The organism is Ensifer sp. SL37, from assembly GCF_026672675.1.
GTDB classification, from domain to species: Bacteria; Pseudomonadota; Alphaproteobacteria; order Rhizobiales; family Rhizobiaceae; genus Ensifer; species Ensifer adhaerens.
Genome location: NZ_JAPPRN010000007.1, coordinates 1,295,001 through 1,320,818 on the forward strand (window position 1 = coordinate 1,295,001; position 25,818 = coordinate 1,320,818).

Genomic DNA, 25,818 nt, shown 5'->3' on the forward strand with positions numbered 1-25,818 from the left:
AACTCCTGCTGGCTGAGACCTATGCCTCTGCGGAGGTCACGTACTGCGTCCGGGAAATGCAAGCCGCCGCACCGCAATCCTGCAGAGTTCGACACCGTCTGCGGTGAGATGCTGGGAGCGCTGTGCTTCCCGTCTCCTAGCGCCGCTTCGCAATCAAGGACCGCGACACAACCACAACGAGCCCGATCAAAACCGTCCCCGCGATGAAGAGGAAGGCCGCCGCAGCGATCGCAGGGCTGATGTTTTCACGGATGCTGGAAAACATCTGCCGCGCCAACGTCCGCTGGTTCGGGCCTGCGACGAAGAGCGTGAGGACGACTTCGTCCAACGACGTCGCAAAGGCGAGCACCGCGCCAGAGAGTACGCCCGGCATGGCGAGCGGCAGGGTGACCCGGCGGAACACCGTGGTTGGCGAAGCACCGAGGCTCTGGGCCGCAAGCTCGACGCGCTGGTCGATGCCGGCAAGCGCGCCGGTGACGCTCACGACCACAAAGGGCACCGCAACGACCGTGTGGGCGATGATCACGCCCATGTAACTGTTGGTAAGGCCAAAACCCGCCAGCAGCACTTGCATGCCGACCCCCAGCACGACGGCCGGCACCACCATGGGCAGCAGGAAAAGTGTGCGCATCGAACCGCGAAAGAGAAGAAGGCGGTTGCGCAGGCCGAGCGACGCGGCCGTACCAAGCGCGGTTGCGAGCAAGGTCGTGCCCGTGCCGATGATCAGGCTGTTGACGATTGCCCGCCGCCAGGCGTCCGCGAAGAAGAGTTCCTCAAACCAGCGTAGGGACCACGACGGGATCGGATAGGTGAGGATCACGCTCGAGGTGAAGGCGAGCGGCAGGATGGCAATGAGTGGCGCGACGAGGAAGAGGATCGTCAGCGTGGCGAAGGTGGCCTTGGCGATTTTTATCGGCATGGTCACCGCCCCCCAACTTCGTCGCTGGAGAGCCGTGAGTAGACGCTGTAGAGCAGTAGAGTTGCGACCAGGAGTACGACCCCGAGCGCACCGGCCATGCCCCAATTCGCCGATCCCGTGGCGTAAAAGGCGATGATCGAGGAGATCATCTGGTCGCCCGGTCCGCCAATCAGCGCCGGCGTTATGTAATAGCCAATCGCAGAGATGAACACTAGCAGAGCGCCGGACGCCACACCCCTGAGGCTTAGCGGCAGCAGCACTCGCAGGAAAGCGCGCAGCGGGCGCGCGCCGAGCGAGGCGGCGGCCGGCATCAAGTTCTTCGGGATGGTGATGAGCACGGAATAGATCGGCAGCACCATGAACGGCAACAACACATGGGTCATGGCGATGATGACGCCGGTGCGGTTGAAGATCAGCGTCAGCGGCGCATCTATGAGGCCGATGGCGCGCAGGAGATCATTGATGAGACCCTGCTCCTGCAACAGGATGAACCAGGCCGCGGTGCGCACCAGAAGCGACGTCCACAGCGGCAACAACACCGCGCCAAGCATCAGATCACGCTTCCAACCCTCGAGCGAAGCGGCGATGATTGCGTACGGAAAGCCGATACAGGCGCATGCGAAGGTGACGAGCGCGGCTATCCAGAAGGTGCGCATGAGGATCACGGCGTTGACGGACTGGTCTGGTGGCAGATGCTCGATATCACCAGCCGCATTGCGACCAAGATCGACGGCGGCAAGCAGGTTGCGGTCGGTATAGGGCGAGAGCGCATCTGCGATCGCCAGCCAGAACTCCGGCTTCTCCCAGCGTTTGTCGATGGAAACGAGGTCGGCGGGTGGGTTCGCCGTATCTTTCAGTGCACTCGTCGTCTTGCCCATCAGCGTGCGAAACCCGGAGCGGGCGCTGTTGAGACGCCGCACCATGTCACCAAGCGCCTGATCGTCGTCGACGGACTTCAGGTCCTCCATCAGCGCCATCTGCATGGGTGTGGTGGGTGGAGACTTACGGTCCCAATCGGCCAGAACTTCCGCGCTGCGTGGCAGCAGCCGCAACACGGCCGGATCCGACACGGACTGCGCCATCATGCTGAAGAGCGGCCAAACGAAGAAGCCGATGAGGAAAAAGAGCAGCGGCGCCAGAAGAAGCAGCGATCGTCCAGTGCGGGAGGAGACTCCACTCATGGCGCAATGACCCGACAATCGCCGGCCGAAAACGCCGCAAAGACTTTGGTGCCTGGCGGAAACTCGCGCGACCTTCTGCCGAGTTTGGCGATCAGCGGGTGAGTGGCGTTCTGCAACTGCACGCGCAAATGATCGCCCTGATAAACGGAATCTGCAACTTCCGTTTCCAAGACGTTTCGACCCTCACTGCGCGTCTCGCTGAGATCTACCCGTTCCGGACGGATGGAGAGAAAGACGGATTGGCCGGAAGCGACGCTGCCGGAAACCGCCGACACAATTTGTGCCCCGGAACGAAGACGCACAGTCGCTTCCGCGCCTTGCACGGTTTCCACGACACCTTCGACGAGATTGGTCTCGCCGATGAATTCGGCGACGAAGCGCGTCGCCGGCTCGTCGTAGACCTGGCGGGGTGTCCCGATCTGCTCGATCTTGCCCTTGTTGAAGACGGCGACGCGATCCGACATCGTAAGCGCTTCGGACTGGTCATGCGTAACGAAAACGATTGTTAGGCCGAGGCGGCGGTGCAGATCGCGGATGTCGAGTTGCATCTGCTCGCGCAACTGCTTGTCAAGCGCGCCGAGTGGCTCGTCCATCAGCACGACACGCGGTTCGAATACAAGCGCCCGGGCCAGCGCCACGCGCTGCTGCTGGCCACCCGAGAGCTGCGAGGGCCGTCGGTCGGAAAGGGTTGAAAGCTGCACCATGTCGAGTGCACGTTTGACGCGCTCATCGATCCCCGCCTTGCCAATACCCCGCATCTGGAGCGGAAAAGCGATGTTTTCGCCGACTGACATGTGCGGGAAGAGCGCGTAGCTCTGGAAGACAACACCCATGTCCCGCTTGTAGGTGGGCACCTTATTGATGGCAGTTCCGTCGAGAAGGATCTCGCCCGCGGTCGGCTGCTCGAAGCCAGCGAGCATCATAAGAAGCGTTGTTTTGCCCGAGCCGGACGGGCCGAGCAGGCTGACGAACTCCCCCTTCCCGATGCCGAGATCGAGATGTTCAACCACGCAAAGCGGGCCGTAGAATTTCGTAATGCGGTCAAATCGAATGTATTCGGCCACGGCAGACTCCATCGCTAAAGGCGAAGGATGCGTCCTCAAGAAACGCACCCAGCCATCCAGGAAAGGGCGCTCCCGGTGGAGCGCCCTTCACCACGGATGTTCTTACTGGGCGAGCCAGGCGTTGAAGCGCTGCGTCAGCGTCTCGGCATTGTCGATCCAGAAATCGACATTGAGCGAGATGGCATCTGTCATGTTGGCAGGATCGGTTGGCAGGTCCTTGGAGAATTCCGCCGGTACTTTGGACGCGGCCTCCTTGTTCGGCAGACCGTATGCCACGAATTCCGGCAGTTTCGCCTGGTTTTCCGGCAGGCTCGCAAAAGCGATGAAGTCCTGCGCAGCCTCCTTGTTCTCCGCATCCTTCAACACGACCCAGCTATCGACGGCATAAATGCTGCCGGGAAAGACGACCTTGAAGTTCTTGCCTTCCGACCGATTGATGCCGGTGATGCGGCCGTTGTATGCCGAAGTCATAGCGACTTCGCCCGATGCGAGGAACTGCAACGGCTGTGCGCCCGATTCCCACCAGACGATGTTAGGCTTCAATTCGTCGAGTTTCTTGAAGGCGCGGGCGACCCCCTCCTCTGTACCGAGAACGTCATAGATCTGATCCTTGGAGACACCATCGGCGAGCAGCGCGAATTCCAACGTGTATTTTGGGCCCTTGCGCAGCGAGCGCTTGCCGGGGAACTTTTCGACGTTCCAGAAGTCCGCCCAGGAAGTCGGGCCTTCCTTCAGCTTGTCGCCGTCATAGGCGATGGCCGTCGACCAGACGATGGCGCCGACACCACAGTCATCGACCGCAGATTCGAGGAATTTGTCCTTACCGCCCATCTTGTCCCAGTCGATCTTTTCATAAAGACCGTCGGCACAACCGAGCGCCAGTTCTTCGGCTTCCACCTGCACCGCATCCCAGTTCGGTGCGCCGGCCTTGACCTTCGACTGGATGACGCCGATGCCGCCGTCCCAGGCTTCGTCGAGCACTGGCTTGCCGGACTTTTCGGAGAACGGTTTGAAGTAGATGTTGCGCTGGGCATCCTGATAGTTTCCACCCCATGAAACGACTGTTAGATCTCGCGCGAAAACCGGCACAGCAAGGCCCGCCGACAGAACGACGGCAGCCGCCGCCAGGACACCCGATTGAAAGATTGTCTTCATGGCATTCCCCTTTTCTTCGTTGGTGAAAGAGCCGCTGCGGCTCCGATGACGATCCCATGCAGACCGTTGTCCCCGTCCTGTTGCGGCGGTGGCTGCGGCCTCACCGGTCTTTGCGCCCATTCTCCCTTGGACGTTTCAACCGATGGATGCATTCTAGTCATTGCAGGCCAACGGGTTTTCCCGATTTGACCGTTGTCAGACGTGCTGCCCTCCGTTGATGTGGATTTCCGCGCCGTTGATGTAGGACGATGGCTCGGTGCAAAGGAAGTAGATGGTCTCCGCGACTTCGCGCGGTTCGCCCAGTCTTCGCATCGGCACTTCCGCCGCCACCAGTTCATCGGTTCCGGGCGACAGGATAGACGTTTCGATCTCGCCCGGCGCGATGGCGTTCGCCCTGACGCCGCGTTGGCCGAATTCGTGCGCCATTTCGCGGGTCAGTGAGGCCAGCGCCGCTTTGGACGCCGCATAGGCAACGCCTGCAAAAGGGTGGACGCGAGAGCCTGCGATGGACGTAACATTGACGATCGAGCCCTTCGCCGCTTCCAGTTCCGGCATGAGCGCGCGGGCGATCAAAGCGGTCGACACAAGATTTACGTTGAGCACCTGCGTCCAGACATCGGCATCGGTATCCAGCACACCGAGGCGACTCTTGCCCGGTCCCTTCGGCGAAATGCCCGCATTGTTCACGAGTGCATGCAGGCGCCCGTTCGGTAGGCGCTCGCGCACGGTCGCAGCCAGGCGGTCAATCTGCGTGAGATCGGCAAGGTCGGCCTGGATATGGCTCTCGCGTGCGGACGGCCAGGCACATTCCTCGGAAAAGGACTGGCGAGAAACGGTGAGAATGCGCCAGCCCTTCGACTGAAAGAGCTTGACCGTTGCGTGCCCGATCCCGCGGCTCGCCCCCGTCAGCAACATGTACCGGCAATCATCGGTCATCGGAGCGCTTCCTTTTGATGTTTGATGCATCGTAATATGCTGCCCATGAATTGCAAGTCTCCTATTCCAAGCGACGTCAAGCCCGGCACGCCTCCGGCTCGCTGCCCCGTTCGATGCGCTCGAGGATCGGCTTGCCGCCGAGCAGGATGTCGTCGACGATTGCCATCGAAGCGGCGGCGGGATCGTGCCGCTTCAGGGCTTCGACGACCGGGTAGTGGTGGTCAATCATCGCCCGTCCGCCCTCTATGTAAGCATCGGAAATATGTGGTCCCATCCGCAGCCAGAGCCGCCGCAGGATGCTGTTCAGCACCGGCAGACCGGCGATCTGCGGCAGCAGGAAGTGGAAGGCTTGGTTGAGTTGCGTGCCCTTCAGTCTGTCGCCGGCCTCGATTGCTTGTTCGTTTTCGCGCAAGATCCGCTCCAACGCTTCGATATCCGCGCTCGTCGCCACCTGGGCCGCAGTCTCCGCCGCCAGTCCCTCCAGGCGCACCCGTATTGCGCGGATCTCGCGGTAGCGGTTTTCGCTCAAGCCCGGGATGCGGATGTCGCGCGGCGAGCGGAAGATGATCGCCTCGTCATTGGCAAGCCGAAGGATTGCGTCGCGGATCGGCGTAACGCTTGTGCCGAATTGCTCTGCCAGATCCCGGATCTTCAGCCGATCGCCGGGTTGGAACCGTCCCTGGATCAGCGCATCGCACAACGCACCATAGACGACGCTGTTGAGGTTCTCATGATCCAGTGACGTGAATTGAGGCATGGAATTCGTCCGAAAAATGGAATAACAAGATACTTGATGCATCTTTTTCGCTGTGTTTCAAGTATGGCGTGTCGCAGACATCATTCACCGAACGGCCTGGCGCGACAATGTCGTCGTCGTCGTGGTCAGCTGACGGGCATAGATTGACGGAAATGCGGGCGACCGCGCCAACGGAGCAAGCATGACGGAGCCATCACCCACCGCCAAGAACGCCGATTCCATGTCGGCAACATGGAGCGCGACATCGCTTTCCGATGCGGAGGCGGCGGTGAAGCAGGTGTATGGCGCGAGCGGCTCGATCAGGCGGCTCTCAAGCGAAAGGGATGAGACCTTTCTTTTTACCCGCTCGGATGGAAAGGACTTCATCCTCAAGATTGCCAATCCCGCCGAAGACCCGGCCTCGCTTGAGTTCCAGGATGGTGCGCTAATGCATCTGGAGGCTGCGGCCCCCAATGTCCCGGTGCCAAGGCTCATGCTCACGAAAACCGGAGCGCCGAGCCATACGCTTTCCACCTCCGATGGCCCCCGCGTCATGCGCCTGTTGACCTTCCTCGGCGGCGAACTGCAGTACCGCACCTCGGCCTCAGAGACGCAGAGCCGCAACGTCGGCCGAGCGCTCGCACAACTTGGGCTGGGTCTCGAAGACTACAAAGGCCGCCCGCCCGCCGGAAAGTTGATGTGGGACATTTCTCATACACTCGACCTTGTCGCCCTGCTCGACCATGTCGGCATCGAGCGCCGAGCGCAGGTGGAGGCCATACTCGCCGAGTTCGAACGCTCAATGCCGGCGATCGCCGCGATCAAGCGCCGGCAGATCATCCATAACGATTTCAATCCGCACAACATCCTGCTTGATCCGGCAGAGCCGACCAAAGTTGTTGGTATCATCGACTTCGGCGACATGGTGCATGCGCCCTTGATCAATGACCTTGCCGTCGCCCTCTCCTATCACCTTGCGACCGACAACTGGGCCGCCCGCACCGGCGCCTTCCTCGAAGGCTTCCTGTCGGCGCGCGCGCTGGAGCCGGCCGAAATCGAGCTACTACCGCTTCTCGCCCGTTCCCGCCTCGCCATGTCCATCATCATTGCGGAGTGGCGTTCCGCACGTTTTCCTGAGAACCGGGCCTATATCATGCGCAACCACGCGACCGCATGCCGCGGCCTGCAGAACATAGTCGATCTCACTCCGGCCGGGCTGAAACGGCTCGCGCCCAACCTTTCCGAGGCTTGATCATGTCGATGGTGAATGCTTTTTCGCGTGCAGATTTCGACCGACTAGACGAGAGCGAAAGGGCGCTTATCGCGCGCCGAGAAAAAGTGCTCGGTCCCGCCTACCGCCTGTTTTACGAAAAACCGCTGCATCTTGTCCGCGGCGAAGGCGTTTTTCTGTACGACGCGGCCGGCGAGCGGTATCTCGACGCTTACAACAACGTCGCCTCGCTCGGCCATTGCCATCCGCGCGTTGTGGAGGCGATCACGAAGCAGACGGCCGTGCTCAACACTCACACACGCTACCTGCATGAAGGTATCGTCGCCTATGCCGAGGCGCTGACGGCCACCTTCCCCGAGGCGCTCAGCCAGGCCATGTTCACCTGCACCGGCAGTGAAGCGAACGATCTCGCCGTTCGCATCGCCCGCTTCGTCACTGGGGGCACCGGCATCATCGCGACGAACCTCGCCTATCACGGCCTGACGAGCGCGGTTGCCGAATTCTCGCCCTCGCTCGGCGAATCCGTGACGCTCGGCCCGCATGTGCGCACGGTGCCCGCGCCGGACAGCTACCGTCACTCGCCCGAACAGTTGGCGGTAAAATTCGGCCACGACGTGCGCGCCGCAATCGCCGATCTCAAACGTCACGGCATCAAGCCGGCCATGCTGATCACCGATACGATCTTTTCCAGCGACGGCATCTTCGAAGGGCCGAGAGGTTTTCTCAAGCCTGCGGTGGACGCGATCCACGAGGCTGGCGGCCTCTTCATCGCCGACGAGGTGCAGCCCGGGTTCGGTCGAACGGGCGAAACGATGTGGGGTTTCGAACGCCACGGCGTTGCACCCGACATGGTGACGATCGGCAAACCAATGGGTAACGGCTATCCGATGGCGGGTATCGTGCTGCGCCCCGAGGTTATCGCTGAGTTCGGCCCAAAGGCGCGCTATTTCAACACGTTCGGCGGCAATCCGGTCGCCGCCGCGGCCGGCAAGGCAGTGCTCGACACTATCTGCATTGAGGGGCTGCAGCAAAATGCGCTGGAGGTCGGCTCCTACCTGATGGGTGGCCTCAAGAGCCTTTCGGATCGATACCACGCTCTCGGGGACGTGCGCGGTTCCGGTCTCTTCATCGGCGTCGAGATCGTTGCCGACCCTGCCGCCAAGAGCCCTGATGCCGCGCTAACGACTCGGATCGTAAATGGTCTGCGAGATCGCCGCATCCTCATCAGCGCCTCCGGTCCCAATGCCAATGTTCTGAAAATACGGCCACCTCTCGTCTTTTCTCGCGAGAATGCGGACATGCTGTTGGATGCATTTGGCGACGTGTTGCGGTCTCTCTGAATAGGAGGCTTCGCGCCGCAGTCGGGTTTTACTACCGATTGACGCTTAGGCGAAGACACAGGTAGAACGGTCTCTCGAGTTTGCTCGCTAGCTTTGATTGTTGCGCGATTGGCATCGCGCTATAACAAACCTTCCTTTCAAAATCGCGGTCAGAACCCATGCCTAGGGCCGGGGCCTTACTTTTGCTTTGGAAGGACCCGTCACGGCCACGGCACCTCTAAGTGCTTCCAACAAAGGCATGGTTTCATCACACCTGACAAGCAGGTGTCGATGGAGCAATCTCGTCGAAGAAAAGCGCCTTACCAACGCCTGCGCGATAAGCGCGGCTAACCATTACGCAGCCAAGGAACCGCAGCACGCGGGTGAGTCCAATGCCGTCCACCAGTGGTCGCCATTGCCGCCTCCATCACAAGATAGATTGAAGGTAAACTATGAAGAGCTTGGACGAAAAACTTCTTATTATTCTGGGCGCCTTCCACAGTGTGCGGTATGGCGTGTCGCCATCCGTCTTACGCGGCGCCGCTGAAAATCATGCCAAGAAACAAGGGCTCGCGGGAAGTGAATACAGCCAGACCCTCGAAGTGGCCATTGGCTCTGGACTTATCGGACTCTCGTCTGACTCATCTCTCTCAATTCGGGCTGCGGGGCGGACGAGGCTAGGCAAACGTTAGCCAGAGCTTGGTGCGGCATGGGGGAACCGCCCCGAGTGGGGCGATACCTCATCCCACGCCTCGCCGAGCGTCGGCACTTCGGGCCGCACGAAGCAGTAAACCGGCTTTCGAGGATTCCAAGAAAACACTTCTCACCGGAAATCGCGCGTCTTCACCTTGATCTGATCGAGATGCAGATAGGGATCGACGATATCGCGCGGACGCGGCCCCTTCGGCAGGCCGCGCGGATCGGGCGCCGGCGCCCCATGATGAAATTCATCCCCCCGCCCATGCGGAAGCGGAAAGCTGGCATCCCGCTCGCCGACGCTGGCAAGTTCGCCTGACAAATCGGTCAGCCGATGGGCGACCAGATGCACGACCTCGCCTTCTCGCTGAATACGACCATAGACGCCGAGCATGCCGGCCCCGAGGACCACGCGGCGATAGCTTTCGAAGGTCTTAGCCCAGACAACCAGATTGGCAATGCCCGTCTCGTCCTCGATCGTGATGAACATCACGCCTTTGACGGAGCCCGGCCGCTGGCGGACAAGCACCAGGCCGGCCGCCTCAAGCCACCTGCCGTCACGCGTCTGCATCGCCTCCCGGCAGGTGACGATGCGGCGCTTCGTCAGATCCGCGCGCAGGAACGAGAGCGGATGGTCGCGCAGCGTCAGCCCGACATGCCCATAGTCCTCCACCACTTCGCCGCCCGCAGTCATCGGCCTTAGCGCCACTGACGGCTCATCGAGTTCGGCGACGGTCCGACTTTCCCGGGCAGATGCCGCGGCAAAGAGCGGCAGCGGCTCGTCGCGCAATGCCTTGATCGCCCAAAGTGCCTCGCGCCGGGCAAGCCTCAGTGAAGGCTGAAACGCATCGGCCTCGGCAAGCTGGACGAGCGAGGCTGCCGGAACCCCTGCCCGACGCCAGAGATCGTCGACGGTCTCGAAAGGTCGTTCATCGCGCACAACGACAATCGCCGCAGCGTCGACATTGGCCAGCCCCTTGGCCATGCGAAGACCAAGACGGACGGCAAAGCGACTTTCATCCGCTGTTGCCTCAAGCGTGCAATCCCAGCGGCTGGCGTTCACACAAACTGGCCGAACCTCGACCCGATGATCGCGCGCATCCCGCACGATCTGGGCCGGGGCGTAAAAACCCAACGGCTGCGCGTTCAGAAGCGCCGCGCAGAAGACGTCCGGGTGCCAGCATTTGAGCCACGAGGAGGCGTAGGCGATCAGCGCGAAGGACGCCGCATGGCTTTCGGGAAAGCCGTAGCTGCCGAAGCCTTCGAGCTGCTTGAAGGTCTTAATCGCAAAGTCCGGCTCATAGCCGTTTGCGACCATGCCCCGGACAAGCTTCTCACCGAACTTCGACACACCGCCGGTATGCTTGATCGGTCCGTCAAGAATGAAGCGTATCGGAGCTTTCAGCAAAGCGCCGCCTCAGCGGGAAAGCGGGAATTCGCGTCACGCGACGGGCGGAAAAAGGGCCGCCGCAGGAGCTTCAACATAGTGGCCCGAAGGGGAAGAGGGATCGACTGCCCCCGTCCGTCGCGTTCCGTGTACACTCTTTGTTTTCGAGCGACTGGCCGCGCGATAAAGCAAGTTACGTTTTAAATTGGACGGAATTCTGCTTTAAATTGGACGCCAATGGAGTTAACATTGGCCGCATGACCAATACAAATCGCCCGAACACACTCATCCAACGTAAGGCCCGCTCCATGGTCGAGACGGCGCTGTCGGACACGCGCGTCGTTCTCGTCGCCGGACCAAGGCAGGCAGGAAAGACCACCCTTGCGCGACAGTTCTCTGGAACAGAGCGGCCGTACTACACCCTTGATGACGCCGGCACACTCAGCGCCGCCAAATCCGACCCTGTAGGCTTCGTTCGCGGCCTCGACCGAGCGGTAATTGATGAAGTTCAGCGTGCGCCTGAGTTAATGCTTGCGATAAAGGAAAGCGTAGATCGCAGCGATGAGCCGGGCCGCTTCCTGCTCACAGGTTCAGCAAACCTCGCCACCGTGCCGGCGGTGGCAGACTCTCTTGCCGGCCGCATGGCCCTAATTTCGTTGCTGCCGTTTGCACAGGCTGAAATCCGATCGACCCCAGGCCGCTTTCTTGATCGCATTTTTGCGGGAGAGGTGCCCGTGATCGCGGACGGACTTGTGCTCGGCGACGACCTTGTTGAGACGGTTGTACGTGGAGGGTACCCTGAGGTCGTACGCAGGACGCAGCCCGGCCGGCGCACCGCGTGGCTTGAAGACTACGTGGCGCTTATCCTTGACAGAGACGTGCGCGACATTGCCAACATCGATCAGTTGGGCAGGTTGCCGCGCCTCCTTAATGTTCTTGCAGAGCATGCGGGACAGTTGGTCAATCATAGCGGATTCGGCGCGGCCCTCGGACTATCCAGTGTCACCGCTCAAAAGTATGTAGCAATCCTTGAGCGACTCTTCCTTGTCCGAACCCTCGCGCCATGGTCCAACAACCGGCTTAGTCGTCTGGTAAAAACACCAAAGTTGCATTTTCTCGACACTGGCCTGCTCGCAACCCTGCGCGAAGACGATGTCAACAGTATCCGTGAAAACAAGACGCGTTTCGGTCCTTTGCTCGAGAGCTTCGTCGCATCAGAACTCCTAAAGCTTGCATCTTGGTCCGAACGCCGACTTTCGTTCTCTCACTATCGGACGAAGGATCAGATCGAGGTCGATGTTGTTGTCGAGGACCGGCGCGGTCGCGTCGTCGGCATCGAGGTCAAGGCATCGTCGACGGTCAAGGCTGAAGACTTCAAAGGGCTTCGTCAGTTACAGGAGGCGGTAGGCGACCGCTTCCTGCACGGCATCGTTTTGCACGATCACGACCGCGTGACGCCATTTGGCGAAAAATTGCACGCCGCTCCGCTTTCGGTCCTGTGGACGATGTAAAATCACGTAAATCGCGCAAGCGGGTGGCCCGGCAGCTTCGATCGGGGACGGTCGGCCACAACGGTCCTCGCACCGACTTCTCGATCGGCTTCGGCGGCTTCAAGCAATCGGGCGTTGGTCGAGAAGGTGGTATCGAGGGTCTGACCGCCTTCATGGAGTCGAAGACGATCGTCATGGCATGACACCGTTTAGGCCCGTCGTCGCGGTAGGCCGCTGCCGCAACGACAGGCTTAGACCGCCTTGTCGGCAAGGAGCTCGGATTTGGCGGCTGGCGGCCATCCCCTGACAGGAACGCTGGCAACTCACATCTACGTAGCCGCGTTAGCGCTGGTCGCAGTTCATTTCAACGCAAGCGGCAGGCGCTACGCAGCGCACATTGAGCGCCTATATCGTCAAGCTTGCCCTGCGCAGGCGGCATGCGGATCGATCTCCGACCATGACGGACGCCGGCGGACACTCATGGTCGCCATGCATGTCGGCTGTGCGTGATGTTAATACTCATCCTCGCCTTGAGGCGATACGAATCATCGGCCAAAGGGCCCTCACCGAAAATCCCGCGTCTTCACCTTGATCTGATCGAGATGCAGATAGGGATCGACGATATCGCGCGGCCGCGGTCCCTTCGGGATACCGCGCGGATCGGGCGCCGGCGCCCCATGATGAAATTCATCCCCCCGCCCATGCGGAAGCGGAAAGCTGGCTTCCCGCTCGCCGACGCTGGCAAGTTCGCCTGACAAATCGGTCAGCCGATGGGCGACCAGATGCACGACCTCGCCTTCTCGCTGAATACGACCATAGACGCCGAGCATGCCGGCCCCGAGGACCACGCGGCGATAGCTTTCGAAGGTCTTAGCCCAGACAACCAGATTGGCAATGCCCGTCTCGTCCTCGATCGTGATGAACATCACGCCTTTGGCGGAGCCCGGCCGCTGGCGGACAAGCACCAGGCCGGCCGCCTCAAGCCACCTGCCGTCACGCGTCTGCATCGCCTCCCGGCAGGTGACGATGCGGCGCTTCGTCAGATCCGCGCGCAGGAACGAGAGCGGATGGTCGCGCAGCGTCAGCCCGACATGCCCATAGTCCTCCACCACTTCGCCGCCCGCAGTCATCGGCCTTAGCGCCACTGATGGCTCATCGAGTTCGGGGACGGTCCGACTTTCACGGGCAGATGCCGCGGCAAAGAGCGGCAGCGGCTCGTCGCGCAATGCCTTGATCGCCCAAAGTGCCTCGCGCCGGGCAAGCCTCAGTGAAGGCTGGAAGGCATCGGCCTCGGCAAGCTGGACGAGCGAGGCTGCCGGAACCCCTGCCCGACGCCAGAGATCGTCGACGGTCTCGAAAGGTCGTTCATCGCGCACAACGACAATCGCCGCAGCGTCGACATTGGCCAGCCCCTTGACCATGCGAAGACCAAGACGGACGGCAAAGCGACCGTCGTCCCCCGTTGCCTCGAGCGTGCAATCCCAGCGGCTGGCGTTCACACACACAGGCCGGACCTCGACGCCATGGTCGCGCGCGTCCCGCACGATCTGGGCCGGGGCGTAAAAACCCATCGGCTGCGCGTTCAGAAGCGCCGCGCAGAAGACGTCCGGATGCCAGCATTTGAGCCACGAGGAGGCGTAGGCGATCAGCGCGAAGGACGCCGCATGGCTTTCGGGAAAGCCGTAGCTGCCGAAACCTTCGAGCTGCTTGAAGGTCTTAATCGCAAAGTCCGGCTCATAGCCGTTTGCGACCATTCCCCGGACAAGCTTCTCGCCGAACTTCGAAACACCGCCGGTATGCTTGAAGGTCGCCATGGCGCGGCGCAATTGATCGGCTTCGCCCGGCGTGAACCCGGCGCATTCGATGGCGACCCGCATCGCCTGTTCCTGGAAGAGCGGCACACCGAGCGTCTTTCCAAGCACCTGCTCCAGTTCCGGCTTCGGGTAAATCACCGCCTCCTTGCCCTCGCGCCGGCGAAGATAGGGATGCACCATGTCGCCCTGGATCGGGCCGGGGCGCACGATCGCCACCTCGATGACGAGGTCATAGAAGGTACGCGGCTTGATCCTCGGCAGCATCGACATCTGCGCGCGGCTTTCGATCTGAAAGGTACCGAGTGTGTCGGCCCGCCGGATCATGGCGTAAGTGCGCGGATCTTCGGCCGGGATGCTCGCGAGATCGAGATTGATGCCCTTGTGTTCGGCGAGCAGATCAAAGCCGCGCTTCATGCAGGAGAGCATGCCGAGCGCCAGGCAATCGACCTTCATGAACTTCAGGATATCGATATCGTCCTTGTCCCATTCGATCACCTGCCGGTCAGCCATGGCTGCGGGCTCGATCGGGACGAGTTCGTCGAGGCGATCGTTCGTCAGGACGAAGCCACCCGGATGCTGCGACAGGTGACGCGGCGCCCCCATCAGCTGCCGGGCCAGATCGAGCGTGAGGCGCAGGCGCCGATCGGACAGGTTGAGATTGAGCTCCTCGGCATGTTTTTCGCCGATGTCCTCGCCCCAGCCCCAGACCTGCGACGACAGCATCTTCGTCATGTCCTCGGGCAGCCCAAGCGCCTTGCCGACATCGCGAATGGCGCCTTTCGAGCGATACCGGATGACGGTCGAGCAGAGCGCTGCATGATCGCGGCCATAGGTGTCGAAGACCCATTGCATGACGATCTCGCGGCGCTCGTGCTCGAAATCGACGTCGATATCCGGCGGCTCGCGCCGCTCCTCGGAGACAAAGCGCTCGAAGAGAAGGTCGTTGATTTCAGGGTCGATCGAGGTGATGCCGAGCACATAACAGACAGACGAATTGGCGGCCGATCCTCTGCCCTGGCATAGAATGTCCCTTGAACGGGCAAAACGCACGATCGAATTCACTGTCAGGAAGTAGGGCGCATATTGAAGCTTCTCGATCAGCCGCAGTTCGTGCTCGAGGTTCTTGCGGACTTTTTCCGGCAACCCTTCTGGGTAACGCCAGGCTGCACCTTCCCAGGTCAGTTGCGCCAGTGTCTCTTGGGCTGTCAGTGCAGGATTGGATCGCTCCTCCGGATATTGATAGGCGAGCTCGTCGAGCGAAAACCGGCACCGCTCCAGGATCTCGATGGTGCGGGTAAGCGCTTCAGGGTAGCGCGCAAAGAGCCGCGCCATTTCCTCGGGCGGCTTCAGGTAGCGATCGGCGTGGCGCTCGCGGCGGAAACCGGCCTCGTCGATCGTGATGTTGTGGCGAATGCAGGTGACGACATCCTGCAGGATGCGCCGCTCCGGCACATGAAACAGCACGTCGTTGGTGACGACCGTTGGCACGCCGACTGAAGCTGCCAGGTTGGAGAGCTGATGAAGGCGCAGCTGGTCGTTCGGCCGGCGGCGGAGTGTCAGCGACAGGTAGGCGCGGTCGCCGAATTCTTGCCTCAGACGGCGCAGCTCCCGCGCGCAGTCCTCGTCAGCGGCATCGGGAAGGAGAACCGCGATCAGTCCCTCGCCATAGGCAACGAGATCGGACCAGGCAAGCCGGCATTTCGCCTTGCCGCCGCGCTTCTTGCCGAGCGACAGCAGCCGGCAAAGCCGCGCATAGGCCGGCCGGTCGGTCGGAAAGACGAGGACCGATAGATCGCCTTCAAGATCGAGGCGGCAGCCGACGACCAGCCGCACGCCGACATCCTTGGCCGCCTGGTGCGCTCGCACGATGCCGGCGAGGCTGTTGCGATCGGCAATGGCCAGCGCCTCGAGCCTAAGTTCGGCGGCACGTTGGAATAGCTCTTCGCAGGAGGATGCGCCGCGCAGGAAGGAGAAATGCGAGGTCACCTGCAGCTCGGCATAAAGCGGCGTCGTCATCCGAAAATCCCGTGCAGGAACCATTGGTGGCTGCCGGTCTCGCTGTGTTCGCCGTCGCCGGCGCGATAAATCCAGTAGCGCTCGCCGGCGTCATCCTCGACCTGGAAATAGTCGCGTACGGCAACGAGCTCGGCATCGCGCTTCCACCATTCGCCGAAGACGCGTTCGGGGCCGTCGGCACGTTTCACCCGTCGGCGCACACCACGCCATGTGAAACTGACCGGCGGATGATCGGGCAGAAGCGCCATCGTCTCGATCGCTTCAGGATGGAGAAGCAAGCGCACCGGTCTTGGCCAATGGCCGGGCCAGGCGAGACCTTCGTCCGGCGCCATCGGCGCGATGCGTTTGATGGAGCGTTCGGGCACGTCGCTGGCGACCGGTTGAAAACGATACAGCCGGCGTGCGCCGATGCGGTTTCCCAGGATGTCGATCAGGCCGGAAACATCGGCCTCCGGTTCCTCGACCAGCGAGGAAACGACCTGTCTTGCCACCAGCGGCTCGGCGTGGGTTGCCGTCAGCGACATGATTTCGATCCCGAAGCCCGGATCGATCGTCTCGATCCTATCAGTGATGAGCCGGATCAGGCGCTTGGCGTCGCGAACGGGCGTCGCGGTGCCTGCGCGGATCGCCTGGTAGGTGTTATCAACGCGATGGAAGAGAAGGTCGACGCGCCGCGCGCCGAGGCCTCTTTCTTCCAGTACCAGACAGAGCGCGCCCACAAGCTTCGCGGCATAGCGCGCAATCGTCTCGGCGGCCGCAATCGGTTCACCGAAGGAACGGCGAACTTCGATAAGCTCAGGCGTGCGGACCGGATCGATCGGCTCGGCAACCTCTCCCATGGCCTGGTCGATGCGACGGCCAAGTTCGGGTCCAAATCGAAGGGCAAGCGGCGCCCGCGGCACGCCGGCCACCTCACCGATCGTGTTGAAGCCCAGCACGCGAAGGCCATGGACGATTGCAGGATCGAGGCGAAGCGCTGCGACGGGCAGGTCACGGATGGTTTCCTGCTGCGCCCCCGGAGCGACGACCAGCGTCGGATGAGCGAGAAACCGGGCGCCGGCATGGGCCGCCCCCCAGGTATCGGCAACCGCAGCCCGCGCCTCGATGCCGGATCCGAAGAACCGGTTGACCATGCCTGACAGCATCAGGTCCTCGCCGCCATGCAGGTGATCGGCACCGGTCGTATCGATCACCAGGCCATCGGGCGGATCGGCAGCAACGATCGGTGCATAGCGCTGCAGCGCCCAGAGCGCCAGGCGTTCGAGCGCTTCTTCATCGGCGGCCGGATCGGCGTCCATGACGACAAGACCTGCGACGAGCGCCTGGGCTTTCGTGGCGGCCATGCGGGGTCTCAGGCCTGCGGCAATCGCCGCGGCATTTACCGAGAGCACCACACGCCTTCGCTGTTCGCGACCGACGAGGACGAGAGGCGTTTCAGCCGGCGGCGCTGCGTCGCCGAGCTTGCGCCTCAGGCGATCCGTGGGCCAGCTCGGAAGGAAGAGCGATACGACCCTTGACATCTGGGGCCTCCACTTCGAAATCTGCACTTTCGCCGGCACGGCAGCGGATGAGTTCGACGAGCCAGCGCGCGCGGCCGACGCCTGGAACCGGCAAGGGGACGGACGGCATGACGGACACGCGCCAGCGCGTGACCGATGCCGTCGGCTGCCCGAAATCCGAGGCTTCGGCCTGTCGTCGCCAGCGGCGGATCGCAATGCCCAACGTGCCGGAACTCTCGGCTGCAAGCTGCAAGCGGCGCGAGGCGGTCATCGAAAGGCGCGCGAGCTCGCCGACGACGGCACCGAGGCCGCCGTGGCGAAGCCCCTCTTCCATGCAGGAAAGAAGCGCCTTTTCGTCGCCGGCCTCCACATAGATGACGCGGCTCGGCGAAAGACCGACTTGAGCCAGCGCCGGCGCGAAGAGATCGGGCCGCGTCACACACCAGAGCACCTTGCCTTTCGAGCGGGCGGCAATGCCCGCGCAAAAGAGAGCCGCCGCCGCGCCGTCGATCGCACCGTTGCCGCCGCCGGCGACCTCATGCAACGAGCCGAGTACAAGCCCCCCACCCGGCAATCGCCGATCAATCTCGGTGACACCAAACGGCAGCACCTGTCGTCCACGGCCGCTTGCGCCTTCAAGGCGCTGGATGCGCTCGCGAAGTTCTGAGACGACGGTATTGTCGACTGGACGGGGCATTTTGGAAGGAACAACTCCTTAGGGCTATGCATTAGCGCTTCCTGTTGATATGTTCTCTATTTGTTCCTATTTGAGTTGCGAGTCAACGAAGTTCAGAAAAGAGACTGTTGATTGCGATCGAGACGCCAGCACGGACACGCTGCTTGGTGCAATGAACAGATCGAATGCCGGGGAACGGGGACAGAAGCGAGCAGTCGTTGATATGAAGCTAGGTGAGAAAGGGAGACTCAACTTTGTGCAATCTCTACAACATCACGACGACACGTGATGCCGTGATCGCATTCACCAAGGCATTCCGCGACAAGGCAGGCTGGAACCAGCCATCCTATGACGTCTATCCCGGCTATCAGGCGCCCGTAGTCCGCGTCGGCGAAGACGGAGAGCGAGAGATCGCGCGTGTCACCTGGGGCATGCCCTCGCCGCCCGCTTTCGTGAAGAACTACGATCCCGGCGTCACCAACATCCGAAACGTCGCCTCTCCGCACTGGAGACGCTGGCTCGGGGCGACCAGTCGCTGCGTCGTCCCCTTCAACTCCTTCGCCGAGCCGGATCCGGCGGCCAAGGTTCCCGGCGGTAAAATCCCCAATGCCTGGTTTGCCGGAACTAAGGAGCGGCCGCTGATGTTCTTCGCCGGCTTCTGGACGCCATGGAAGGGTGTCAGGCGCGTGCGCGATGGTGAGCGCGAATACGAGCTCTTCGGCTTCCTCACCACATCCCCGAACGAGATCGTCTCGCCAATCCATCAAAAGGCCATGCCGGTGATCCTGACCACACCTGACGAGGTCGATCTGTGGCTCACCGGATCCTGGGACGAGGTGAAGCACCTGCAGCGGCCGCTTCCGGGCAACATGCTTGTTGTCGTCGAGCCTCCTGCCGCCCTGCCCGAAGAAGACCTGCTGCTATGACCAGTCGTTGGGTCGCGTGATCGGTGATGGAACGCTCTGAGCGCACGCGAAAGATCATCCATGTCGACATGGATGCCTTCTACGCCTCGGTGGAGCAGCGGGACAATCCCGTACTTCGCGGGCTTCCGATTGCCGTTGGCTTTGGCGAGGCGCGCGGCGTCGTGGCTGCCGCAAGCTACGAGGCGCGCAAATACGGCGTCCATTCGGCCATGCCGTCGGTCACCGCCAAGCGGAAATGCCCGGAGCTGATTTTTGTGACGCCGCGCTTCGATGCTTACCGCGCAGTCTCACAGCAGATCCACGCGATCTTTGCCGAATACACGCCGCTCATCGAACCGCTCTCGCTCGACGAGGCCTATCTTGATGTCACCGATAACCTCAAGGGAATGGAACTTGCGACGGAGATCGCCGAGGAGATCCGCGCCAAGATCAAGGCAAGGACAGGCCTGACCGCTTCGGCCGGCGTTTCCTATAACAAGTTCCTCGCCAAGATGGCGTCCGACCAGAGGAAACCGGATGGCCTCTTCGTCATCACGCCAAAGAACGGTCCGGCCTTCGTCGAGGCGCTGCCCGTCAAGAAATTCCATGGCGTCGGTCCGGCAACCGCCGAGCGCATGCAGAAGCTCGGGATTGAAACGGGCGCCGATCTGAAGGATCACGATATCGCCTTCTTGCAGCAACACTTCGGAAAATCGGGACCTTACTTCTACTGGATCGCCCGCGGCGTCGACGAACGTCAAGTGAAGGCCGACCGGGTGCGCAAGTCCATCGGCGCGGAAGACACGTTCTCCGTAGACGTCCATGATTTCGAGACCGCCAGGGCTGGCCTCGAACCGCTGATCGAAAAGGTCTGGCGCTACTGCGAAGCGAACGGCATTCGCGCCAAGACCGCGACGCTCAAGGTGAAATGGGCGGATTTCACTCAGATCACTAGGAGCAAGACAACAGCGGCACCGATCGCAAGTGCCGCAGAGCTTGCCGCGGTCATGACGATGCTGTTGTCTCCACTCTTCCCTGCCCCAAAAGGCATTCGGTTGCTGGGCGTGACACTGTCGTCACTCGATGAAGCAACGAGCGAAAGCAAGCCACAGCTTGCCTTCGCGCTCTAAAACAGCTTGCTCGTCTGCCAGGACACCGAACGACCGAATGAGGGTTGGCGGATCAACTATGCGCCGGCTACCAAAAGTGGGATGGGTCATGCGGCCAGCTTCCCCTCGCCGTGACAGACCGAGTTGCAAATGACGGCACGTCCGTTCAGCCCATTGAGAATGCAGCAGCGCGAGCCGCACCCACCAAGGCTCACTCCATTCACTCGTATAAATCATGGAAATCGTGATCACCGAACGGGCGGCCTTTGCAGGGAACCTTATTCAGTAAACTCTTAATTAACCATAACCTTGCAGACTTTGTTCAGTCGCCAATCAAATTGTAGCGTACAGCGGCAACTCAGAACCGTAACCCCGCCCACGGGTTGCGGTTTTGCCCATAAAGCCAGGCACCTCTCAACCACAAGCGCAAGGTTAAGCGATGAGTTATGACTGGAGCGGCGCGCGGCATCGCCGGATGAAGGTTGCACGTCTTGGCGCCGCGCTCACTGTGGCGGCCACCGTCGTTGCCGTTGTAGTCCAGGTCATGGGAAGTGCGCTCTAGAGCGACGCAATCGCCGTGAACGGATGAGTTCGGCTCATCGATACGATGACCAACTCTGCGTCCTTGTTTCCCGAAGAGGAAAGGTTCGAATATGATCGACTGGAATACGGACGGTCACGGCAACATAAGGGCATCAACGGTCGCCGGCTGGAACACTGCAATCGACGAGACGGGCGAGCTTTTCCTGAGGATCGAATTCAGCGCCGATCCGGATCTCGAAAACGTGTCGGCGCTGCAGTTCAGATTGACCGCGCAGCAAGCAATGCAAATTGCGGAAAGGCTGACGAACACTTATCGGCAGTCCTCGACGGCGAGCGAGCGCCCAGACCAATCCTTGCTACTGACGTCGCAGGGGCGCCCCGCGCCATAATGAGTGGACAGACCAGGAAGGGGAAAGGACGTGGCTACCCGCAAAGAAATCGCCGATCGTGTGATTGCCAAGTGGCAAGCAAGGGGCATTGCAATTGACCACACCGCCGAGTTCCAGGCTCTGCTCAGACTCTGGATTGCGGGTGACATTTCCATCGATGACATCCGGCGGAGGCACCTGAAAATGCTGCGCGAACGTGCCCGAACGGCAAAGCGCAATTAAACGACGAGACACGTCTTGTGGCATCGCCGGCTAATGTTGAGCCCAACGACGCATCGCCACGGCAAACCCGCTTCCGGTTTATTTCACTGATAGGACGACCAGGCCTGCAATTGGGTCGGTTACGCCGAGCCCTCCTCCGAGGTCCTCGAGCGTCTCACGAAAGCTGTCAAGCGTGGCGACCATCTGCGGCCGGCTCGCCGCCAATGCTTCCATGCTCTCCCATTCCGCGATAATGCAGTATCGTCCCTCGCCAGCCTCGATGATGTTGGCATGACGCAGACCCGACCAGCTTTGAGCTATGTCCCGGTGAGCGCCGAGAAAAGCCTCAGCCATCCCCGGCTTGACCTTGAAGCGGACGACATTGAATGCGGTCATGAGCGCCTCCCTGAGCCTTGTTCTGCCTCTGATAATCTGCCGTCCAAATTGCGCTTTTGGCTAGAGCCTGCACCCGACCGAGAAAGCCTCAAGTACAGGCTCGCCAATCGGAGATATATGGCCGGAGTTCGAGGAAACTAGTCCGGGATCGGAAAGCTTCTGAGTGAGTGCCGACGCCGCCTCGGCGCGCCAGCTAGTTGCTCCAAACCGCTCAAGCATAGCTCGTAGCTGTGTATTTTCTTGCCGAAGGCGATATGCCAGCAGTCTGCGGCTCTTCTTCCAGTGCGGCAAGGTCGTCGGCAACTGGTTCAGCAACAACGAACGCCGTGTTGCTGGCGAGGCCGCGACCGCTGCGTTTCTGTCCTTGGCGACGACACAGCCGTCAGGCTTGCCTCTTGGCCAAATCCAATCAGCTGCCGGACACCATAAGCGGTATCGGCAATGCCGTCTCGGCCTCGTCGAGGATTTCGAAAGTGAATTTGCCAGATGCATCGACCTCAACCGAGTAGCTGAGGCGATCCTGCACGCGGTTGTTCTCGTCGAAGGTCAGTACCTTCGGCTTCAAGGAAGTAAGCCGGCTTTCGTCGAGGTAAACCGAATTGCATATAATGATCTGGTCGCCGGGCTGGCATGTGCGCGCGGCCGCGCCATTGAGGATGCAGCACCTAGAACCGCGTTCACCGAGGATGACGTAGGTGGAGATGCGCGCCCCGGAATTCTTGTTCCAGATCTCGACGAACTCCATCGGCAAGATGCCGGCCTCCTCACAGTGGTCCGGGTCAAGAGTGATCGACCCATGATAGTTGAGGTTCGCCTCGGTGACATAAATGCCATGGAGCTTCCCTGCGACCAGCTTTCTCATGCTTTTTCACACCTCGCGGTTGATCAGGTTTCGTCGCGCCCTGGCGCTGCCGACGAGGCAGAAATCTTCGCGCACGGCCAATCGCCAAGCAGAGAGAAGGCCCCGCCGGGGAAGGCGGGGCAAGGTTCGCACCCAGATGGCTCTCTGAACGCGGGGAAGAAAAACTCCATCGGCCAAGCCGATGCGCTCAGATACGAACAAAGCCGCCCGCAAGGAAGGTCGCTTTCGACAATTCCGGTACGGCTTTGCTAATATATCAACCGGCTCGAATGACGATCCTAATCGTGTCGGCACCAGCTTTTCCCCTCCCGCGTTGTCGCAATCCGTACGGCGTATGTACTAGCCCGCCCCCCGACACGACTAATTCAGTATATTTTTCAGCCCGTTAGCTTGCCGAAGGAGGATATTTAGCGCTTCTTGAGATACCTTCGACGGTTCCGCTATCGGTTCGCCTGCAGCCAGGAACAAACCGCATTTTCGCATCGTTTTACGACGCAACGGATTTTCTCGAACATGAATGGCCGATACGGCACGCAGCTATGAGCGAGCAATCATGACGTGTCGAGGTCCCTAGGAGCGTGGGGCTATCCGGCCCGCGCCCCTGTAGCGTAGAGCGTTTGCGCCGTGTCGACACACCGACTTCGGGAACTATTCCGGGATTCCGCGACGCGAGTTTGCATCCGCATCAATGCTAAAGAGTGGATGCTGCGCGCCGCAATTTTCCGAAAATTTGACAGCCAAGAGCGGAAAAACGAGAATTCCGCTCCACATGTCAAAGTTAATTTCCAATGCGCCTCCAACGGCGCATTATGAGACTATCGCTGGACTTTAAGAAGGGCTCCGGCGGCTGGGAGATCATATGCGCTTTCGCCCTAAGGGAGGGATTGCGCTATGCTTTCTCCACGCCGATCTGGATACATTCTTCCTCAAGATTTTACGGTCGTCTCAACGGTCTTTGAGAAGGTCGCGAATGCGCGGGCAATAAGCCGCGAGAGCGAGGAGGGTGAGTGCTTGGCCCGATATGCGCTGCAACTGTACATGTCCGGGACGCGTGATGAGTTGGACCTCGAAGCGCGCTTGAAGGAGTTCTGCCAGCCGATCGACACGGGGATTCCAGCCGGTGGAGGTACCACCGTCGGAGATTTGCTTCCCGACTTGTCGGCATGGGCACGAGCACTGACTGCCTCACCAAGCACGGCGACCAAAAGATCAGACGTTTAATCGAGACGGTAAACTTCGACCTCCTCCGCCCGCTCGCCGACCCTCTTAAATGAGGGATGACGCAGCTTGCCGTCCTGCGTCCAGGCTCGATACTCGACCTCGGCGACTAGCAGCGGTTCGGAGAAGATCGCGCCCTTGCGCTTCAGCGCCACCGGCGGCCGTGCTGCGGGGATAGCCTCGAGCAGTTCGCGAAGCTCCTCCGATACCTTGCTACTCCATCCCGTCCCGCACCCGCCGACGTAGACGAGCTCGTCCCCCTTCCTCGCCGCCAGAAGCAGGCGGCCGATCGCGCCTGGCATCGTCGAAGGCTCATATCCGACGATCACGAACCAATCGCGCCAAGCACATTTAACCTTGAGCCATTCCGGCCGGCGCCCGGATCGATAGGGCGCGTCCCGCCGCTTCGCGATGATCCCCTCAAGGCCGAGTTCGCAAGCTGCACGGAAGAAATCGGCGCCGTCAGCCTGGACTTCCTCGGAGAAACGTATGGTGCCAGCCGTACCGGCGACGATCGGCTCGAGCAGTTGCCGGCGCTCACCCAAGGGCATCATCCGAAGGTCCTGGCCGTCTAGATAGAGGAGATCGAAGGCAAAGAAGATGATCTCTCCGGCATCGCGCAGGCTCGGCCTTCTCCCGACCGCGCGCTGCAGCAACCCGAAGTCCGAGCGGCCCCGGTCGTCGAGCACAACCGCCTCGCCGTCTATGATCATGGTCGCATGGCCGAGCTCGCGCGCATCGGCGACGACGGAACCGAACTTCTTAGCCCAGTCATATCCGCCGCGAGTGATCGCCCTCACCTCGCCTGGCTCGACATGGATCGCCAGCCGATACCCGTCCCACTTCACCTCAAAGGTCCACTCCGGACCTTTCGGCGGCTGATCGACGAGGGTAGCGACGCATGGCTCAACGCGCCGCGGCATAGGTTCGGGCAGCGGCGTGGAGGTTGGTTTCTTTCTAAGGGTTCTAGCCATTTAACGTTGACGATTTGCTCGTCTCTGGATTATCGCGGCTAACGCAGCGAGTCGACTTTGCGGCAGCTTGACAATGAAAGTATCAATGTCGCGTCCGAAGTTCGACCATGCTTTGTCGCCGTCGATACCCTTATCGATCACGCCGGCCTCTTCGAGTTCGGAGCGCTCCATGTTTATGCGTGCAACGGAAATCTGCAGCAGATCCGAGCCAGTGATCATCGCCCCACTCCCTGCTGTCGAAGGTTCATAGTTCCATGAGTAGGTTGCCGCGCTTCGTTGTCCGGTTCCGCGGCCTCTTCCTCCTCTACCAGCTTTTGGTAGCAATCCTCGATATCCTGCGCGATGCCGTCGGCGTCGTAGAGGTAACCATCTGTGCCGCCGTCATTTTCAATGATCTCGGCCAATGAGTTCATTACCACGCGACCGAGGTATTGTAGGGCGTCGCGATGATGATCGGCGCCTCCGCTCGCGAACGCCTGGCGCGCATCGTCAATCGCCTGACGCATGGCCTGAAATGACCCGTCGATATGGAGCTTCGTGTTCACTGCACCGCCTCCTCAACGCACCGCTTGGCCCTAACGCAATACTCGTGGATAGGTTCACTTTACTATCGACAGACAGTTAAACGCCACAATTGATTCGATTCGATTGGCGTACCAAGCGATCTCATTTGCAATCGGTCAGCGCAGAGGAACATTCCGCATCCGCGGCCGTTGTTTGCATTGCTGATGATCCACTGCCCAACGGATCAAGGCGGGCCTTCATCGAAATTTTTAAGAATGGAGACCCTTTTGTGTAGCACGGTTGGTATAGCACGCGCGCTCTAGGTCCCGTCGAGAATGACGGGGCCATTTCGCTTGCCGAATGGCGACTCTTAGCGATCTCGCCTGTTTCCCAAGTGCGCTCGCGGGCGGTGTGGCAGTAACCCTGGTTCGGCGTGGGTGGGGAACTCTTGTCGGATGCAAGCTTCGACGCGATGGCGGTTGGCCGTAAGGAATGCCTACGTTGATAAACCGGGCATGTGTCGCCTTATGAACAATCGTCGATGCAATAGTTTCAGTCGGTGAGGACAGGACAAATCCCGGATCGAGTTGGCATCTGC

25 protein-coding genes and 1 pseudogene (1 of these 26 cut by a window edge) are annotated in these 25,818 nt (G+C 60.9%); 10 read left to right on the forward strand and 16 right to left on the reverse strand.

All coding sequences use genetic code 11. The features are described from left to right. From OVA00_RS38295 to OVA00_RS38325, 7 genes are all read right to left on the reverse strand, one after another. Window positions 1-95, reverse strand: the 5' end (the start) of a protein-coding gene (locus OVA00_RS38295; protein WP_442780596.1) for a helix-turn-helix domain-containing protein. The gene continues 136 nt to the left of window position 1, outside the view; the window shows 95 of its 231 coding nt (coding positions 1-95); its start codon is at window positions 93-95; its stop codon lies off the left edge, out of view. 41 nt (window positions 96-136) lie between these two features. Then, on the reverse strand, window positions 137-919 hold the full coding sequence (locus tag OVA00_RS38300) for an ABC transporter permease (RefSeq protein ID WP_113080428.1): 783 nt from the start codon (window positions 917-919) through the stop codon (window positions 137-139). Window positions 920-921: 2 nt separating this feature from the next. Next, the gene (locus OVA00_RS38305; RefSeq protein WP_113080429.1) at window positions 922-2,100 is read right to left on the reverse strand and encodes an ABC transporter permease; all 1,179 of its coding nucleotides are present in this window, start codon (window positions 2,098-2,100) and stop codon (window positions 922-924) included. Further along, on the reverse strand, window positions 2,097-3,176 hold the full coding sequence (locus OVA00_RS38310) for an ABC transporter ATP-binding protein (RefSeq protein WP_113506311.1): 1,080 nt from the start codon (window positions 3,174-3,176) through the stop codon (window positions 2,097-2,099). The genes OVA00_RS38305 and OVA00_RS38310 overlap by 4 nt, the downstream gene beginning before the upstream one ends. A gap of 90 nt (window positions 3,177-3,266) precedes the next feature. Then, entirely contained in the window at window positions 3,267-4,319 is a 1,053-nt protein-coding gene (locus tag OVA00_RS38315) for an ABC transporter substrate-binding protein (protein ID WP_268091001.1), read from the reverse strand. A 195-nt stretch (window positions 4,320-4,514) separates the two neighbouring features. Then, the gene (locus tag OVA00_RS38320; protein WP_034800406.1) at window positions 4,515-5,255 is read right to left on the reverse strand and encodes an SDR family NAD(P)-dependent oxidoreductase; all 741 of its coding nucleotides are present in this window, start codon (window positions 5,253-5,255) and stop codon (window positions 4,515-4,517) included. A 76-nt stretch (window positions 5,256-5,331) separates the two neighbouring features. Then, on the reverse strand, window positions 5,332-6,012 hold the full coding sequence (locus OVA00_RS38325; RefSeq protein ID WP_268091002.1) for a GntR family transcriptional regulator: 681 nt from the start codon (window positions 6,010-6,012) through the stop codon (window positions 5,332-5,334). 181 nt (window positions 6,013-6,193) lie between these two features. Between OVA00_RS38325 and OVA00_RS38330 the strand changes: the two genes are divergently transcribed. After that, on the forward strand, window positions 6,194-7,243 hold the full coding sequence (locus tag OVA00_RS38330) for a phosphotransferase (protein ID WP_034800402.1): 1,050 nt from the start codon (window positions 6,194-6,196) through the stop codon (window positions 7,241-7,243). A gap of 2 nt (window positions 7,244-7,245) precedes the next feature. Further along, complete coding sequence (locus tag OVA00_RS38335; protein WP_268091003.1) at window positions 7,246-8,562, forward strand: aspartate aminotransferase family protein; 1,317 nt, start codon at window positions 7,246-7,248, stop codon at window positions 8,560-8,562. Between the two features lie 802 nt (window positions 8,563-9,364). Here the strand turns inward: OVA00_RS38335 and OVA00_RS38340 are convergent. Then, a pseudogene (locus tag OVA00_RS38340) lies at window positions 9,365-10,603 on the reverse strand (helix-hairpin-helix domain-containing protein); the annotation flags it as partial. Between the two features lie 278 nt (window positions 10,604-10,881). On the opposite strand from OVA00_RS38340, the gene OVA00_RS38345 reads away from it, so the two are divergent. Next, window positions 10,882-12,135 (forward strand): ATP-binding protein, encoded by a 1,254-nt coding sequence (locus OVA00_RS38345; RefSeq protein ID WP_268091004.1) that lies wholly within the window; start codon window positions 10,882-10,884, stop codon window positions 12,133-12,135. Continuing rightward, window positions 12,123-12,317 carry an aldehyde dehydrogenase family protein gene (locus OVA00_RS38350; RefSeq protein ID WP_210338357.1) on the forward strand — a complete coding sequence of 65 codons (195 nt, stop codon included), beginning with the start codon at window positions 12,123-12,125 and terminating at the stop codon, window positions 12,315-12,317. Before OVA00_RS38345 ends, OVA00_RS38350 begins: the two co-directional genes overlap by 13 nt. Window positions 12,318-12,677: 360 nt before the next feature. On the opposite strand, the gene OVA00_RS38355 is transcribed toward OVA00_RS38350, so the two are convergent. The 3 genes from OVA00_RS38355 to OVA00_RS38365 are packed head-to-tail and all read right to left on the reverse strand — an operon-like array spanning window position 12,678 to window position 18,140. Next, window positions 12,678-15,944 carry an error-prone DNA polymerase gene (locus OVA00_RS38355; protein ID WP_268091005.1) on the reverse strand — a complete coding sequence of 1,089 codons (3,267 nt, stop codon included), beginning with the start codon at window positions 15,942-15,944 and terminating at the stop codon, window positions 12,678-12,680. Further along, window positions 15,941-17,464, reverse strand: a complete 1,524-nt coding sequence (locus tag OVA00_RS38360; RefSeq protein ID WP_268091006.1) for a Y-family DNA polymerase — start codon at window positions 17,462-17,464, stop codon at window positions 15,941-15,943. Before OVA00_RS38360 ends, OVA00_RS38355 begins: the two co-directional genes overlap by 4 nt. Then, window positions 17,379-18,140 (reverse strand): ImuA family protein, encoded by a 762-nt coding sequence (locus OVA00_RS38365; RefSeq protein ID WP_268091007.1) that lies wholly within the window; start codon window positions 18,138-18,140, stop codon window positions 17,379-17,381. The genes OVA00_RS38360 and OVA00_RS38365 overlap by 86 nt, the downstream gene beginning before the upstream one ends. A 233-nt stretch (window positions 18,141-18,373) precedes the next feature. Here OVA00_RS38365 and OVA00_RS38370 point away from each other — a divergent pair, with 233 nt between their 5' ends. The 5 genes from OVA00_RS38370 to OVA00_RS38390 all read left to right on the forward strand — a co-directional run bounded on the left by OVA00_RS38370 (window position 18,374) and on the right by OVA00_RS38390 (window position 21,287). Then, window positions 18,374-19,045 carry an SOS response-associated peptidase gene (locus OVA00_RS38370; RefSeq protein WP_060520190.1) on the forward strand — a complete coding sequence of 224 codons (672 nt, stop codon included), beginning with the start codon at window positions 18,374-18,376 and terminating at the stop codon, window positions 19,043-19,045. 26 nt (window positions 19,046-19,071) lie between these two features. Continuing rightward, the gene (gene dinB, locus OVA00_RS38375) at window positions 19,072-20,154 is read left to right on the forward strand and encodes a DNA polymerase IV (protein ID WP_268091008.1); all 1,083 of its coding nucleotides are present in this window, start codon (window positions 19,072-19,074) and stop codon (window positions 20,152-20,154) included. 418 nt (window positions 20,155-20,572) lie between these two features. After that, complete coding sequence (locus OVA00_RS38380) at window positions 20,573-20,695, forward strand: hypothetical protein (RefSeq protein ID WP_256385321.1); 123 nt, start codon at window positions 20,573-20,575, stop codon at window positions 20,693-20,695. Window positions 20,696-20,786: 91 nt separating this feature from the next. Then, window positions 20,787-21,065, forward strand: a complete 279-nt coding sequence (locus OVA00_RS38385; protein ID WP_110819415.1) for a hypothetical protein — start codon at window positions 20,787-20,789, stop codon at window positions 21,063-21,065. Window positions 21,066-21,095: 30 nt separating this feature from the next. Continuing rightward, window positions 21,096-21,287, forward strand: a complete 192-nt coding sequence (locus OVA00_RS38390) for a hypothetical protein (RefSeq protein ID WP_034800379.1) — start codon at window positions 21,096-21,098, stop codon at window positions 21,285-21,287. Between the two features lie 78 nt (window positions 21,288-21,365). Here OVA00_RS38390 and OVA00_RS38395 read toward each other — a convergent pair whose 3' ends face one another. Continuing rightward, window positions 21,366-21,662 (reverse strand): antibiotic biosynthesis monooxygenase, encoded by a 297-nt coding sequence (locus OVA00_RS38395; protein ID WP_060581446.1) that lies wholly within the window; start codon window positions 21,660-21,662, stop codon window positions 21,366-21,368. A 409-nt stretch (window positions 21,663-22,071) separates the two neighbouring features. Beyond that, the gene (panD, locus tag OVA00_RS38400; protein ID WP_060606845.1) at window positions 22,072-22,524 is read right to left on the reverse strand and encodes an aspartate 1-decarboxylase; all 453 of its coding nucleotides are present in this window, start codon (window positions 22,522-22,524) and stop codon (window positions 22,072-22,074) included. A 422-nt stretch (window positions 22,525-22,946) separates the two neighbouring features. Here panD and OVA00_RS40225 point away from each other — a divergent pair, with 422 nt between their 5' ends. After that, entirely contained in the window at window positions 22,947-23,081 is a 135-nt protein-coding gene (locus OVA00_RS40225) for a DUF982 domain-containing protein (RefSeq protein WP_113189691.1), read from the forward strand. Between the two features lie 660 nt (window positions 23,082-23,741). Here OVA00_RS40225 and ligD read toward each other — a convergent pair. The 3 genes from ligD to OVA00_RS38415 are packed head-to-tail and all read right to left on the reverse strand — an operon-like array spanning window position 23,742 to window position 25,261. Continuing rightward, entirely contained in the window at window positions 23,742-24,716 is a 975-nt protein-coding gene (gene ligD, locus OVA00_RS38405; RefSeq protein WP_113505569.1) for a non-homologous end-joining DNA ligase, read from the reverse strand. Beyond that, a complete protein-coding gene (locus tag OVA00_RS38410; RefSeq protein ID WP_110819417.1) occupies window positions 24,717-24,935 on the reverse strand; it encodes a hypothetical protein in 219 nt (72 codons plus the stop codon). Beyond that, window positions 24,932-25,261, reverse strand: a complete 330-nt coding sequence (locus OVA00_RS38415; protein WP_060606852.1) for a hypothetical protein — start codon at window positions 25,259-25,261, stop codon at window positions 24,932-24,934. Before OVA00_RS38415 ends, OVA00_RS38410 begins: the two co-directional genes overlap by 4 nt. Window positions 25,262-25,818: the final 557 nt, after the last annotated feature.